Raw genomic sequence first — 13,980 nt, forward strand, 5'->3', positions numbered from 1 at the left:
CATGTTGATATAGTATTTTATAAAATAGACAAAATTGATATAGCAATAAACCAAAACAAGAAAATAACTATGCAAGTAAGTATCTAAATTGGTAATTTTACGGAGATAGGAACTTAAAAACTTATATAGCATGGATAACAACAATAATCCCCATGGAGATGCATGGGACGTAAATGATTCCCAAGCAGCTGGGTGCCCTTTTTTAAATGGGCAAATGAACCAAACTGCTGGAGGAGGTACTACTAATCGAGATTGGTGGCCTAATATGTTGAACCTCAACATACTTCGACTGCACTCATCGAAATCCGATCCCATGGATGCTGATTTCAATTACGCAGAAGAATTCAAGAAATTAGATTTATCGGCGATTAAAAAGGACTTAAATGATTTAATGACGAATAGCCAAGATTGGTGGCCGGCGGATTATGGTCATTACGGGCCGTTCTTTATTCGTATGTCTTGGCATGCCGCGGGAACGTATAGAATTTCCGATGGACGAGGTGGGGCAAGTACAGGCAACCAACGCTTTGCACCCTTGAACAGCTGGCCGGATAATGCCAATTTGGACAAGGCACGCTTATTATTGTGGCCTATAAAACAAAAATATGGAAAGAAAATATCTTGGGCTGATCTTTTGATTTTGGCCGGTAATGTGGCTCATGAGTCTATGGGACTTAAGATGTTTGGGTTTGCTGGTGGTCGTGAAGATATCTGGCAACCAGAAGACGATGTTTACTGGGGCTCGGAAACAGAATGGTTGGGAAATAAACAAAGGTATGATTCTGAAGGGAACGAATTGGAAAACCCTTTGGGAGCTGCTCATATGGGCTTGATCTATGTGAACCCTGAAGGTCATAATGCTAATCCAGACCCGGTTGAAGCCGCACAGTATATTCGGGAAACTTTTGGTCGTATGGCGATGAACGATTACGAAACAGTGGCATTGATTGCTGGTGGTCATACTTTCGGAAAAACGCACGGTGCGGCAAAAGATACGGAGTATTTGGAGCCAGAACCGGCAGGAGCTGATATTACTATGCAAAGCATGGGCTGGAAGAATAACTTTAATAGCGGTGTAGGAGCTGATACGATTACTAGTGGTTTGGAAGGAGCTTGGAGTCAGACCCCGACTAAATGGAGCCATAATTATTTCAAAAATTTATTTGGGTTTGAGTGGGAATTAACCAAAAGTCCAGCAGGAGCCTGGCAATATAAGCCAGTTGGCGATGCTGGAGCTGGAACGGTGCCAGATGCCCATATAGAAGGTAAGACCCATCAACCCTTCATGTTGGTGACTGACTTATCTTTACGTATGGATCCCGATTACGAAAAAATCTCAAGACATTTCTTGGAAAACCCTGATGAATTTGCCGATGCCTATGCTAAAGCTTGGTATAAGCTAACGCACAGGGATATGGGACCATTGGACCGTTATTTAGGGCCAGAAGTGCCAAAGGAGGAATTATTGTGGCAAGATCCTGTACCATCGGTGGACCACGAATTGGTTAATAATCAAGATGTTCAAGAACTTAAAGGAAATATCTTGGCCTCTGGACTATCATTATCCAGTATGATTTCTGCTGCTTGGGGAGCCGCATCTATCTATAGGGATTCCGATAAACGTGGTGGAGCTAATGGCGGACGTATCCGTTTGGAACCACAAAAGAGTTGGAAAGCCAACAACCCAAAACAACTGGCCGAGGTCATCGATACTTTGGAAAGAATCCAGAAAGAATTCAACGATGCCCAATCTGGCAACAAAAAAGTTTCCTTTGCGGATTTAGTCGTATTAGCAGGAACTGCAGCTGTGGAAAAAGCGGCACATAATGCGGGTCATAATCTTGAAGTTCCTTTTTCCGCAGGTAGAACAGATGCTACACAGGAGCAAACAGATGCCGAGGCGTTTGAAGCTTTGGAACCATTAGCGGACGGCTTTAGAAACTTTACCAAGGATAAATATTCCGTTAAGGGAGAAGAACTGTTGGTAGACCGTGCCAATTTATTAACACTAACACCGCCAGAAATGACTGTTTTGGTAGGTGGAATGCGCGTGTTGGGAACTAATACGGACGGTTCTGACCATGGGGTCTTTACAGATAAGAAAGATCAGTTGACCAACGATTTCTTTGTGAACCTATTGGATATGGGTACCACTTGGAAGTCTGCCTCTGATGATGATACCGCTTTTGAAGGCAGCGATCGGAAAACGGGAGAAAAGAAATGGACAGGAACCCGTGTAGATTTGATTTTTGGTTCTAACTCCGAGCTTAGGGCTTTGGCGGAAGTGTATGGAACTTCCGATGCCAAGGAAAAGTTTGTAAAAGACTTTGTAAAAGCTTGGGCTAAAGTGATGAATTTGGATCGATTTGATTTAAAGTAATTTAAAACTATTTCAATACTCTTTAAAAGGCAGCCCATTAGGCTGCCTTTTTTATTTAATAGCAATTTCCCAGTGTTTCATAAACCTGTCACCTCGAGCGCAGTCGAGAGGCTATTACACACAATCGTAAAGGAAAATTTTGGACTTTGGTTGGTTTTGGATGAATACAAAGGGCTTGACCTAACAAAATATTATGTATTTCACCGATAAAAACATACGCTTTATCACAAAATGATAAAATCCTCCATTTTTATAAGGTTTTTCTATAGGGGGGGTAACGTGATATTATTTTAACTTATAGGGTAACTATAGCACTAACTTTATGAAAAACCATAAACTAAACAAAGTATACCCCTATTTTTTGTTTCTATGTCTTTCTTTATTCATTATTGGATGTGTGGGCAAGGAAACTTTGGATTTAGACCCTAACGACCTTGAGTTTGTGGAGGAACCGATACTTCAGGAATCCGAAACCCAACTTTCAGTTGTGGATTACAAGCAAATACCCGAGGTTATGAACAATCTTTATGTCAAATTATGAAAATCTGCCAAAAGTGTAGAAAATGATAAAATAAAGCATAATAGAGTGGATATTGATTTGAAAGAAATCAAAAAAGTGTTAAGAAAAAACAAAGAAAGCAGTTACTCCTTTGCTCTTTTTGTCTACGATGCCTCACCGTACCATATCTATAATTTGGTAATGCAGAATGATGGCAAGGGAAAGTTGGAGGAAGCCTACGTGGTAGGCTTTGAAATGTTACCGGAGGATATGGAATCTTTTTTTATGGACGGGGAGGATTATGGCGGTTTTAGGTCTACATTTCGATTTTATTCTGTGGCCTCTTTCTTTGAGGATAGCAAATTTAACAGGGTAGGCAAGACTGGGGACTGCGGAACCGGGACTACGGGAGGAAATTACAGCGGGGACATTGGCTATAATTCCCCTGGTACCGTTCTGAGCCACAATTATGATGGAAATAACATTACTACCAGCTTCAGCTATAACACGGTTAGTACTACATATTATTATAATTCCACCATCGTGAGCAATGGCACGGTAAGTACGGTAAGCACTGAGGCCACTAGCGGAGTGGTAGAGGTTGCTACAAGTGGTCCAACGGCTCCGGTTTACACGACCTATGTCCCTAATGGTACAACGCAGGTGAACGTCTCTTATGAGGCTCCAAATAGTAGTGGTCCTGGGGCAACTACAGAACCTTGTACCAGTACAAATACAGTTGGACCAGATGGAACTTGGTCTGGCAGTTTATGCGCTACACCTTCCACCAACCAAAACAAATCCGGGATAACAGCGTATGGGGACGATTGTGTAAGCGGCTCTGGTACATTCGCCATTAACACAGCGGCGAAGCCATTACATAAATTGTACTATGCTTTGAATGGGTCCTTTACGGCAGGACATTTTAATTGGTTCACGGACCCTGACCATACGGAACGGGTGGACATTGCTAAGGAGTTTGTCTGGTTCTTGATAGATAATGGAAATACCGAAGAGAACATAAACTTTGTGCTTACTGCTATTAGTGCGCTGATGGAAGGATATAGGATTGATTTTGAAAATTGGAGTATAATCAAGGGTCCTAGTTGCGAAAGTTTTGATTTCTATAATGTTGGTACTACAGGTGTCCAGGTTCCAGCTATAAATGGTATATGGGATGATGTGACTAAATGGGGTAAATTTCCAGGTATTGGAGTTGCAGCATCTTACCAAACCTATTATTTTCATTTACCATCTTATATAAATAAAAATCTAGCTGCTGAGCGATCTGCTGATGCACTAGCAAATGCTTTCTTTGATATGGAAACTTGGTTCAGAAAGCAACCTTGTGGTCAAATAACAACTGGAGTTTTGGCGTACAAAATGGATGAATTTATTAAGGAAAATTTTAATGAGATTGGAGGACAGGCAACGAGAAGTGCTCCATTAGGTTGGTCAGGTGTTGTTAGACAATATATAGAAGATTGGAGTGGTATGGATAATTGTTATCAAAATGAAAGCTTACTTTTATTTTTTATTAATTTTCCTAATGTATTATCAAGGAATGAAAATAGACCATAATTTTTTGGATAAGTCGGTAAAGGAATTATTCCAAGGTCTAGAATATATTGAATGTAATAATGAAAATTTTAGAGAATGTTATTTCCCGGCCAGTAATTATAGCACAATTTCAGGAATACCAACTAACTACAATTTTTTAGGATTTCCCGTGCAGAAAATGGGAGCATTCGTCAACACAAAAAATGAATTAAAAAAGCTAACAATATCTGTTGAAGTACCAGATCTTTTTTTTTTATGATAAGGTGGTAAAAGAATACGGAATGCCTGAGACTTCTAGCCTATCGCAATTTTATTTAGAAAAACATGGATATAAGAATCCCATTGAAGTTGAAAATGATTCATTAAATGAGTACTACGAAAATATTAGTATGCCAGAACTAGAGGATTTTTCTATTGTTAGAAGTTCTAATTGGTATGGAATAAACAAAAATACTGAGGGAACTTCAATAGGACTGGTTATAAGAAATAAAACTAGCCCTCAAGACATATTTTCTAAAAAGGAGATTTGGATAACCTTCATAAGAGAGAAATAATAGTCCCCCGCTGGCGCGAGCATCCTGCTCGTGTCCCCGCGTTCCTTTTGGAATTTGAGTACGATTATCAATAACCAACAACCAAATTCCCTCTTAGGGGATAAGGGGCTTTACACCTTTTTTATCTGATGGTCTTCCAGCAAGTTTTCATTCCGTAGTTTAAGAAAGACCTGTGCTGTGGTAACCACATCCAGTTCGCAATAGGTAATAATACGGTCCAAATATGTTGCTCATGTTCAAGCTGGTGTGCCTCAAAATCAAATATTGACAGATTTAGCTAAACAACAACATCAAATCATGGGTGATTTAGTATTGGAAAGTGCCGAAATTATTCAAAATTATGACAATGCCAAAGGCTACAACGTTAGCGACAATACAGCTGAGGCTTTGGCTTGGGCGGGGTTACAAAGTTCCACTGCCTGGACACTTTTAGATGAGATTGTAAAACAGAACTATAAAAATATTATTGATGATGAAAGCTCAGGATTTGAAATATTGGCTATTGGATCTCCATGTAACTAGGTATTTATTAGTTCCTACTTTTTTACTATTTTGTGCTAATGCCTTGTGTCAAAATAATGTCATAAATAATAAAGAATATTATAGATTCATTGAACAAATAGCTTTTGAAAGCAAAATCATTGATTCAGTTGCTCTTGAAAAATATCACGATTTGATTAAAAATGGAAAATTAACCCAACAGGATAGCATAAGATTTGTTGAGAGAAAAAAAAATCATAAACCGATAATATTCAATGAAACAGATAATTCAGCTCTTAAAAAAGTATTAGAAGAATCTCTTCAATCTAGTTTCAAGAGTTTAGATAAATATTTTACAGATAATCAAATTAGGGGTATCATTGATAATATCCCAGAAGAGAAAACACTACAAAATAGTTTTTCTGATAAAGTAATATTGTTGGAACGAGATTCGAATAGAAAATATGGACATTTTTTTTCATCTCAAGTTTTAATTGAAAATCATCGTTATATACTATATCATTACTACCATAACAATAATATTTTTGGTACTATAGAATTAATTGTCGCCACAAAACTAGACATAGGTTATAAAATAAATTATCGTGTCCAATTTAATAAATGGAATTTCTGATGAAGTTACCCCCTGCTGGCGCGAGCATCTTGCTCGTGTCCCCGCGTTCCTTTTGGAATTTGAGTACGATTATCAATAACCAACCGCAATAATCACTCCATATGGAATGCGTTGAGTACCTCTCGAATTAGAGAGCCACTAACCAAAAAACTAACGGATGCACATGAAAGCGAGGTGCCACAGGCATTGATAAAAGAAAAGTAAATGGATTTCTTTAATAATAAAGTTGGTGATCAAACGATTAATGGTAATTCTGGGAAGACTAATGGAGAATTGCGATACTTATCACCTTTAGGCTCTACTGGCTTGCCGACAAGTAGTACTTGTCTAATTCCAACTAATCAGTAATTAAATGAGAAAAATCGTTTTCGTATCGTTTTTTTTAATATTTTTTTCCTCATGTTTTAAGAACGGAGTGACTTTCGAAGTAAAAAATCAGAGTGGAATACAAATTGATTCTGTTCATATAAGTAACGGATATTCATCAGTAGTAGAATCTAATATTGGAAATGGAAAGTCATACTCAATTTTCCTTCCTTTTGATAAAAAAATCAAAATTAGAGGTGATGGTTCCTATCAAATTAGGATATATAATAAAAACTCAAATAGAGAAATGAATTTTGGATATTTCAGTAATGGTATTCCACTAGCGGAAGAGTACGAAATATTAATAGAAAAAGATACGATTATATTTCATGAATAATTGATCATCCACTAACTAGTTTTGTCTGGGTGCCATGATAGGAACAAAAGACACTTACATCTAGGTTTACTTATTTCCGTAATATTCGAATAGCAGCTTATAAAAGTTCAAGTGTAACAGTAGCCTGTATCGATTGGCTTGACCGTACAGAATCACCCCTTATTTATTATTTTCATGCATGACCCTCTTCTTTATTGGATGTGTTCAGAAAGAAACTTTGGACCTTGACCCCAATGATCTGGAATTTGTTGAGGAACCTGCAGTACAGGAAAGGGAAACCCAACTTTCCGTTGTTGCTTACAAGGAAATACCGCAAGTTATGGACGAACTTTACTTGAGACTATCCGATACGGGGAAAAGTATCAAAAACGGAAAATTAAAGTACAGCAACGTGGATATCGATTTAAAGGAAATAAAAAAGGTCTTAAAGAATGGAGGGTAAAGTAGTTATTCCTTTGCTCTTTTTGTGTACGATGCCTCACCGTACCATATCTATAATTTGGTAATGCAGAATGATGGCAAGGGAAAGTTGAAGGAAGCCTACGTGGTAGGCTTTGAAATGTTACCGGAGGATATGGAATCTTTTTTTATGAACGGGGAGGATTATGGCGGTTTTAGGTCTACATTTCGATTTTATTCTGTGGACTCTTTCTTTGAGGATAGCAAATTTAACAGGGTAGGCAAGACTGGGGACTGCGGAACCGGGACTACGGGAGGCAATTATAGTGGTGACATTGGCTATAATTCCCCTGGGACCGTTCTGAGCCACAATTATAATGGTAATAACATTACTACCAGCTTTAGTTATAACACTGTTAGTACTACATATTATTATAATTCTACCATCGTGAGCAATGGTACGGTAAGTACGGTAAGCACAGAGGCCACTAGCGGAGTGGTGGAGGTTGCCACAAATGGTCCAACGGCTCCGGTTTACACGACCTATGTCCCTAATGGTACAACGCAGGTGAACGTCTCTTATGAGGCTCCAAATAGTAGTGGTCCTGGGGCAACTACAGAACCTTGTACCAGTACACATACAGTTGGACCAGATGGAACTTGGTCTGGCAGTTTATGCGCTACACCTTCCACCAACCAAAACAAATCCAGGATAACAGCGTATGGGGACGATTGTGTAAGCGGCTCTGGTACATTCGCCATTAACACAGCGGCGAAGCCAATACATAAATTGTACTATGCTCTGAATGGGTCCTTTACAGCAGGACATTTTAATTGGTTCACGGACCCCGACCATACGGAACGGGTGGACATTGCGAAGGAATTTGTCTGGTTCTTGATAGATAATGGAAATACCGAAGAGAACATAAACTTTGTGCTTACTTCCATTAGTGCCTTGATGGATAGAGGAATATATGATAGGTTATTGGCGGCCATGTCACCAAAAGAAAGGGGGATTTATGATAATGAATTGGACAACACCCAGAAAACCCTTTATCTTACCAGTGCTGTTCAAGCCTATATTTATGCTGAAACATTTTATGATCAACCTGTTAGAAATAGAATTGGGGATGCAGTTAAACACTCAATGTGGAACGCTTTGAGCGCCTCAAGAATTGGAGTTGCATTAACTAAAAAGTTGACTGATGCGCATGAAGACATAGCATATGATCCGAATTACCAAAATCATTACAAAGAAACACAGATGGATTATTTCAACAATAGCGTTGGTAGAAATATTGGGAAAGACAAGCCTTCTAGAATTTTTGTTCTTATAGAAGCGGCTAAAAATGCCGGTGAATTGCGGTACTTAAGCAATCTTACTTATAAAAATGGCTTTTACAATGCTACTAATAATTCAATTCTAATTCCTACTAATCAATAAATAAAATGTTTAAAAAAATACTTTTTTATGTTTTTCTTGTAATCTTTTTTTCTTGTAAAAAAGATTACAAGAAAATAACAATTAACAGTTTCATACAAGAAAAATCACTTGTAGTTGAACCATATAGTTTTATGCCTTACTCCATGTTTAATTTAAAAATAAAGGGGTACGTGAATGATACCATATATGTAAAAACTGAAGGAGCATACAACCTAGAATTTAAGTTACATGGCGCAATTGATACTTTATGGTATAGTGATTATTATGGAGAAGGACCGGTTAAATGTACCTTTTTACCATACAGAGCAACTGAGGGCCATTTAGATATTGAAGTTAAATTATAATTATGATTCTGAGTTAACTTGGTGATGCTTGTCTCTTTTTAAATATTTAAATCGGATTTATATTTGAACTCCCCAGATGGGTCGTTGGATATCCACTATTCTCTTAGTTCTTTTTCATATATAAGACCAGTTTAAGACAACCGGCTATAGTACGGGGTGTCCCACGGATACCGGTACCATTGGTATCAACCCCTGTACAAGAACATGGTCATGCTCAGTTATTGTGAAGCATTTTGCTAAGGAAAGTACTGCTAACACATAATATCTGGACATAGACTATGTAAATCAAATGGAAAATGGGTCTCTTCCAGAAAATGATAACGACGCAGCAATATTCTTTATTGGGACTACTATTTTACATGAATATGTTCATTATGGCGATTACACAAATGGCTTTGACTATCCTGGAGAAGAAGGTGAGAAATTTGAAATAATGGTTTACGGAACTAATGTAATGCCTGAGAATGCTAGGTTAATTCTAAATAAAATAATTAATTAAGAATGAAAACTATTTTGCTATTTGTAGTTTGTTTATTTTTTTCTTGTAAAAAAGAACAAAAAAATAATTCTGAATTAGAAAAAAATAACCTGGATAAATGTTTTAATCGAATTGAAAAAATAAATCTTATTAATGAAATTCTTAAAACTGAGAATATTCAAACCTACCTACATCTAGATATCGAGGAAAGAAATCCAGTTAGGATAATTAAAAATGATTTCTTCTTTGAACTTGATTCGTTTTTGATTGATAATTATAGATATGTTAAAATAGTGGATTCCTTACCCTATAATAAATTAAAACTCCAATTAGAAATAAATCCAACGGATTCTTGTCAGTTTAGTAGAGGAAATTTTATTTTCTACAGTCCTATAGAAAATGCAGAAGTAAATGGTGATATTGAATTAAAAGATTCAGTTTGGACTATATCCGTTATTCGGGATATTGAATTTTAAATTAAAGATTCCTTGGCATCTTAATTAGGTAATCCTCCACCGGAGCAAGTAACTTGCTTATTTGGTATAATAAAATTATAACTTGCAACGGGATATTGAGTAATATTAAATAAATAAAACAAAGACCAAAAACCCCCCCGCTGGCGCGAGCATCCTGCTCGTGTCCCCGCGTTCCTTTTGGAATTTGAGTACGATTATCAATAACCAACAACCAAATTCCCTCTTAGGGGATAAGGGGCTTTACACCTTTTTTATCCGATGGTCTTCCAGCAAGTTTTCATTCCGTAGTTTAAGAAAGACCTGTGCTGTGGTAACCACATCCAGTTCGCAATAGGTAATAATACGGTCCAAATCGTTATCCTCATAAAAAACATCCCGCACCATACTACCGTCTATATCCTCTTTGGGAGAGGGGATACCTAAAATATTGGCCATCAATTTTAAAGATGTATAGTGTTTGTAATCCCCAAATTTCCATAGATCCATGGTGTCCAAGTGAGGAACTTCCCAAGGTTTCTTTCCAAAGAGGTCCAACTTCCAGGGCAAGGAAATACCATTGATAATCATTCTGCGGGCGATGTAAGGGAAATCGAACTCCTTGCCGTTATGTGCGCAGAGCAAGTTTTTAGCTTCGCTGAAATGCCCGTTCAAGAGATTTTTGAAGTCTTTCAGGAGCTTAGCTTCATCACCATGGAAACTCGTGACCCTAAAGTTAAGCGTTTCATCTTGGTGTTTAAAGTACCCAACTGAAATACATACAATTTTTCCAAATTCGGCCCAAATACCTGCTCTGTCATAAAATTCTTCGGCCGTAAAGTCTTCCTTTCGCTGATATCTAGATTTTTGTTCCCAAAGTTCCTGTTTAACATCATCCAGTTCTTGAAATTGTTCCTTTTCCGGAACGGTTTCAATATCAAGAAATAAGATATGTTCCAAGTTTATTTTCTGAAGCATAGTTTTTTGAATTACTAAGGTTCAGTAATTTAACATAATTTCTTCAAATGATAAGGCCATTCGTATAGACCAAAATAGGTTATATTTAGGCATGGTGATAAACATAATAAGGTTCAGGGGTAGGGTTATTTTAAAGCGCTTTAGGGTTTTCTTTGTTTTTATAGTGGTGCTCTTAACTGCTTGTAACAAGGATGAGGTGGAAAATCAATCGATAGATGAAGTTATAAATCTGACTGTGATTGGAGAGGATTTAGAGAATGTGTATCAATATGATTACAACAGCGGTACCGAAGAGGGATTCCAAACAAATTTGTCCAGTGAACTGGGAATCAGTAATAATTACCTTACGCTTCGGCAACTTGATGACAAACTATCGTTTTTCACCCTTTCCAATGGCGCTGTCTCATTGTTCGAAAAGGATTTGGTTACATCGAGTATAACGACATATCCCGAGTTTTACAACAATTCCTTTGAGCGTTCATTGGTTTGGGGTTTAAGTAATGAAATTTCGGTTTATTTTGGGCTTTACAAACCATTTGGGTCTACCAATTTAGCACTTCATATTGTTAACCTTGAGGATTTGCAAGGATTCGATATTGCCTTGGAATTTGGAATCGACCAGTTGTTCCAGCCTTTATACAGGGACGGTACTTTGGTGTTAACGTACAGGTCAGGGAATGGGGACTACAAGATTATCCTTTTCGATACCGAAAAGGATGTTATAGCCAAAACGTTTGAATTCGGAAGTAGTAACCCCAGTATTTTAATAACGGAAGAAGGAAATTTGGCCATTTTTACACAGAATGATAATGAAAATTCTTTTTTGGAACTTTTTGACATGATTAACCTCATACGAATTTCTAAAAATGAGTTACAGTTTGATCAACCATTTCCTACAGGGCCTATCAATGGAAAATTAAAGGATAATAAATTATTTTACGAATATACCTACCCACAACCTTTCAGTCTGGTTAGGGGGCCTGCGATATTCGATACTTCAACTGGGTCCAATACCGTTTTAGATTTATTGGGAATCGTTGAAAAATTAAATAGGGAGAAGGACATGGATATCCAGCCTATCATAGGTCAATTCCTTCCTGACAAAAATCTGTTTGCTATTTCTTATGTTTTGCCCAATGGGGCTATTAATGAACCGGGTGGTTTTCTGTTAATCTCAACGGATGGAATGCTTAGAGCCCATAAGAATTTGGAATTCGTCCCTACTTATTTTGTGGAATAACGTGAACAAACTCTTTAGTTTGTTCTCAATATTTTGAAATCTAGAATTTTATCTCTTTTCTAGATTATTGGAATCATACAGGAGTTAAACTTCAAATATTCTCATTTTTTGTGAAATTTACTTTACATAATTAGACCTTGTGGTCGGTTTTGGAGCGTAATTAAAAGGTAGAATTTTAGTAATCTTAAAACAAACGTTGTTGTTTTACCGGGTTCTCATGGTCCAGCAGCCATTTTTTTCGGTGCAGTCCACCTGCATAACCCGTAAGTGACCCATCGCTGCCAATTACTCTGTGGCAGGGCACTACAATCCATAAAGGGTTTTTACCATTGGCCGCAGCAACAGCCCTTATGGCTTTTACATCGCCAAGTATTTTGCTTAAATCCAGATAGGATACTGTCTTGCCATAGGGTATATCTTCTAGGGCTTTCCAAACCGATTTTTGGAAGTCCGTTCCCGATGGATTCAATTTAAGGTCAAACTGGGTTCTGGAGTCTTCAAAATACTCCTTAAGTTGATATGCCGCATCTTCCAGGACGGTCGGTAATACATCGGTAAGTTCTTCATCGGTTTCCAAAACGGTTATCGAAGTAAGTCCATTTTCGTCTCCTTCCAATTTGGCTGTTCCGAGGGGTGTATGGATAAAAGCGCTCTCCATAATTATTTATTCTTCCTTTTCGGGAGTTTTCTCCTCAGGTTTTCTTTCGATAACACCGCTTTCTTTGGCCCTGTTTTCCCAATTTCTACGAGCCAAGAGCTGAAGGTCTGCAACATTATCGCTCTCGTCCATGATTTCCAGGCCTAAAAGGGTCTCTATGACATCTTCCATAGTAACCAAGCCACTGACGGAACCATATTCATCCGCAACCAAGGCGATATGTTCCCGTTTATTGACAAAGGTATCAAAGAGCTTCGGGATAGGGGTATCACGTTTGGTAAGTAGTATATCCCTTTTAATTTCCTGCAGGGGTAAATCACCATTATTATTTATGATTTCCTCATAAACATTGTCCTTGAGCACAAACCCGGTGATATTATCCATTTTATCTTCAAAAATGGGAATTCTGGAAAAACGTAGTTTAGGATTATCCTCAAAAAAGGACTGAATTGTTTTGTCGGACGGTGCAATTTTCATGACTGCGCGCGGGGTCATAATATCCTTTACATGTACTTCCTCAAACCGTAATAGGTTTTTAATTATGGTCGATTCCGATTTTTGAAAAACTCCTTCTTCATGGGCCATGTCCGTCATTGCGGTAAAGTCTTCACGACTTAAAACGCTACCGTGATGCCCTTTGCCGCCTACGAGTTTTGTGAAAAGTTGCAATAACCATAATAAACCCGTATATCGTAGCACAAGTACCATAGTTTTTAAGGCTTTTGAGGTAAAATTCGCCAATTGCTTCCAATAAGTAGCACCAATAGTTTTTGGAATAATTTCCGATGCAACCAGTATTAGTATGGTCATAATTGTAGAAACAACGCCCACCATAAGGTCCTCCGTGAACTCCATTCCTAAGATGGACCGTTGGGTAGTACCATATAGCTCGGCATAAGCGACTTTGGCCTGCACACCTACCAAAATTGCACCAACAGTATGGGCAATAGTATTTAAGGTAAGGATAGCAATCAGGGGTTTATCTACATCCTTTTTTAATTCCTCCAAAGTCAAGGCATACGTTTTACCTTCCCTTTTCTTAACGTTCACAAAAGTCGGAGTAATGCTCAATAATACAGCTTCCAATATGGAGCATAGGAAAGAAAAGAAAATAGATATAAAGGCGTAAAAAAAGAGTAATCCCATGGATAAATATTGAGAGCCTAAGATACCAATT

The 13,980-nt window shown here is 37.8% G+C and carries 16 protein-coding genes and 1 pseudogene; 13 read left to right on the plus strand and 4 right to left on the minus strand.

Annotated features, from left to right (window positions below):
* Window positions 1–130 precede the first annotated feature (130 nt).
* The 4 genes from katG to PP182_RS19350 all read left to right on the plus strand — a co-directional run bounded on the left by katG (window position 131) and on the right by PP182_RS19350 (window position 4,993).
* Window positions 131–2,380: a catalase/peroxidase HPI gene (katG, locus tag PP182_RS19335; protein WP_272652893.1), complete on the plus strand. Its 2,250-nt coding sequence runs from the start codon at window positions 131–133 to the stop codon at window positions 2,378–2,380.
* Window positions 2,381–2,702: 322 nt separating this feature from the next.
* Window positions 2,703–2,921: a hypothetical protein gene (locus PP182_RS19340; protein ID WP_272652894.1), complete on the plus strand. Its 219-nt coding sequence runs from the start codon at window positions 2,703–2,705 to the stop codon at window positions 2,919–2,921.
* Between the two features lie 75 nt (window positions 2,922–2,996).
* Window positions 2,997–4,460 carry a hypothetical protein gene (locus tag PP182_RS19345; RefSeq protein WP_272652895.1) on the plus strand — a complete coding sequence of 488 codons (1,464 nt, stop codon included), beginning with the start codon at window positions 2,997–2,999 and terminating at the stop codon, window positions 4,458–4,460.
* Between the two features lie 209 nt (window positions 4,461–4,669).
* Window positions 4,670–4,993, plus strand: a complete 324-nt coding sequence (locus PP182_RS19350; RefSeq protein WP_272652896.1) for a hypothetical protein — start codon at window positions 4,670–4,672, stop codon at window positions 4,991–4,993.
* Between the two features lie 110 nt (window positions 4,994–5,103).
* Here PP182_RS19350 and PP182_RS19355 read toward each other — a convergent pair.
* Window positions 5,104–5,214, minus strand: a pseudogene (locus PP182_RS19355) (3'-5' exonuclease); the annotation flags it as partial.
* Window positions 5,215–5,257: 43 nt separating this feature from the next.
* Here PP182_RS19355 and PP182_RS19360 point away from each other — a divergent pair.
* The 8 genes from PP182_RS19360 to PP182_RS19395 all read left to right on the plus strand — a co-directional run bounded on the left by PP182_RS19360 (window position 5,258) and on the right by PP182_RS19395 (window position 9,951).
* On the plus strand, window positions 5,258–5,515 hold the full coding sequence (locus PP182_RS19360; protein WP_272652897.1) for a hypothetical protein: 258 nt from the start codon (window positions 5,258–5,260) through the stop codon (window positions 5,513–5,515).
* Complete coding sequence (locus tag PP182_RS19365) at window positions 5,463–6,107, plus strand: hypothetical protein (protein ID WP_272652898.1); 645 nt, start codon at window positions 5,463–5,465, stop codon at window positions 6,105–6,107. Before PP182_RS19360 ends, PP182_RS19365 begins: the two co-directional genes overlap by 53 nt.
* A gap of 352 nt (window positions 6,108–6,459) precedes the next feature.
* Complete coding sequence (locus PP182_RS19370) at window positions 6,460–6,810, plus strand: hypothetical protein (protein WP_272652899.1); 351 nt, start codon at window positions 6,460–6,462, stop codon at window positions 6,808–6,810.
* A 178-nt stretch (window positions 6,811–6,988) separates the two neighbouring features.
* Window positions 6,989–7,252: a hypothetical protein gene (locus PP182_RS19375; RefSeq protein WP_272652900.1), complete on the plus strand. Its 264-nt coding sequence runs from the start codon at window positions 6,989–6,991 to the stop codon at window positions 7,250–7,252.
* 63 nt (window positions 7,253–7,315) lie between these two features.
* Window positions 7,316–8,653, plus strand: a complete 1,338-nt coding sequence (locus PP182_RS19380) for a DUF6973 domain-containing protein (RefSeq protein ID WP_272652901.1) — start codon at window positions 7,316–7,318, stop codon at window positions 8,651–8,653.
* Between the two features lie 5 nt (window positions 8,654–8,658).
* The gene (locus PP182_RS19385) at window positions 8,659–8,997 is read left to right on the plus strand and encodes a hypothetical protein (protein WP_272652902.1); all 339 of its coding nucleotides are present in this window, start codon (window positions 8,659–8,661) and stop codon (window positions 8,995–8,997) included.
* A gap of 289 nt (window positions 8,998–9,286) precedes the next feature.
* A complete protein-coding gene (locus tag PP182_RS19390; RefSeq protein ID WP_272652903.1) occupies window positions 9,287–9,496 on the plus strand; it encodes a hypothetical protein in 210 nt (69 codons plus the stop codon).
* 2 nt (window positions 9,497–9,498) lie between these two features.
* A complete protein-coding gene (locus tag PP182_RS19395) occupies window positions 9,499–9,951 on the plus strand; it encodes a hypothetical protein (protein ID WP_272652904.1) in 453 nt (150 codons plus the stop codon).
* Between the two features lie 240 nt (window positions 9,952–10,191).
* On the opposite strand, the gene PP182_RS19400 is transcribed toward PP182_RS19395, so the two are convergent.
* Window positions 10,192–10,905, minus strand: a complete 714-nt coding sequence (locus PP182_RS19400) for a 3'-5' exonuclease (protein ID WP_272652905.1) — start codon at window positions 10,903–10,905, stop codon at window positions 10,192–10,194.
* 91 nt (window positions 10,906–10,996) lie between these two features.
* On the opposite strand from PP182_RS19400, the gene PP182_RS19405 reads away from it, so the two are divergent.
* A complete protein-coding gene (locus tag PP182_RS19405; RefSeq protein WP_272652906.1) occupies window positions 10,997–12,145 on the plus strand; it encodes a hypothetical protein in 1,149 nt (382 codons plus the stop codon).
* A 184-nt stretch (window positions 12,146–12,329) separates the two neighbouring features.
* Here the strand turns inward: PP182_RS19405 and PP182_RS19410 are convergent, their stop codons facing one another.
* On the minus strand, window positions 12,330–12,803 hold the full coding sequence (locus PP182_RS19410) for a methylated-DNA--[protein]-cysteine S-methyltransferase (protein ID WP_272652907.1): 474 nt from the start codon (window positions 12,801–12,803) through the stop codon (window positions 12,330–12,332).
* Between the two features lie 6 nt (window positions 12,804–12,809).
* On the minus strand, window positions 12,810–13,949 hold the full coding sequence (locus tag PP182_RS19415) for a CNNM domain-containing protein (protein ID WP_272652908.1): 1,140 nt from the start codon (window positions 13,947–13,949) through the stop codon (window positions 12,810–12,812).
* Window positions 13,950–13,980 lie beyond the last annotated feature (31 nt).

Source organism: Maribacter sp. PR1 (assembly GCF_028464145.1).
In the GTDB taxonomy this organism is placed as follows: Bacteria; Bacteroidota; Bacteroidia; order Flavobacteriales; family Flavobacteriaceae; genus Maribacter.

What these genes read in the sequence shown, in the direction of transcription:
- PP182_RS19340 (WP_272652894.1), top strand. Translation starts at nt 2,703, where the DNA reads ATGAAAAACCATAAACTAAACAAAGTATACCCCTATTTTTTGTTTCTA.
- PP182_RS19375 (WP_272652900.1), top strand. Translation starts at nt 6,989, where the DNA reads ATGACCCTCTTCTTTATTGGATGTGTTCAGAAAGAAACTTTGGACCTT.
- katG (WP_272652893.1), top strand. Translation starts at nt 131, where the DNA reads ATGGATAACAACAATAATCCCCATGGAGATGCATGGGACGTAAATGAT.
- PP182_RS19405 (WP_272652906.1), top strand. Translation starts at nt 10,997, where the DNA reads ATGGTGATAAACATAATAAGGTTCAGGGGTAGGGTTATTTTAAAGCGC.
- PP182_RS19400 (WP_272652905.1), bottom strand. Translation starts at nt 10,905, where the DNA reads ATGCTTCAGAAAATAAACTTGGAACATATCTTATTTCTTGATATTGAA.
- PP182_RS19380 (WP_272652901.1), top strand. Translation starts at nt 7,316, where the DNA reads ATGCAGAATGATGGCAAGGGAAAGTTGAAGGAAGCCTACGTGGTAGGC.
- PP182_RS19365 (WP_272652898.1), top strand. Translation starts at nt 5,463, where the DNA reads ATGATGAAAGCTCAGGATTTGAAATATTGGCTATTGGATCTCCATGTA.
- PP182_RS19370 (WP_272652899.1), top strand. Translation starts at nt 6,460, where the DNA reads ATGAGAAAAATCGTTTTCGTATCGTTTTTTTTAATATTTTTTTCCTCA.
- PP182_RS19385 (WP_272652902.1), top strand. Translation starts at nt 8,659, where the DNA reads ATGTTTAAAAAAATACTTTTTTATGTTTTTCTTGTAATCTTTTTTTCT.
- PP182_RS19395 (WP_272652904.1), top strand. Translation starts at nt 9,499, where the DNA reads ATGAAAACTATTTTGCTATTTGTAGTTTGTTTATTTTTTTCTTGTAAA.
- PP182_RS19410 (WP_272652907.1), bottom strand. Translation starts at nt 12,803, where the DNA reads ATGGAGAGCGCTTTTATCCATACACCCCTCGGAACAGCCAAATTGGAA.
- PP182_RS19415 (WP_272652908.1), bottom strand. Translation starts at nt 13,949, where the DNA reads ATGGGATTACTCTTTTTTTACGCCTTTATATCTATTTTCTTTTCTTTC.
- PP182_RS19390 (WP_272652903.1), top strand. Translation starts at nt 9,287, where the DNA reads ATGGAAAATGGGTCTCTTCCAGAAAATGATAACGACGCAGCAATATTC.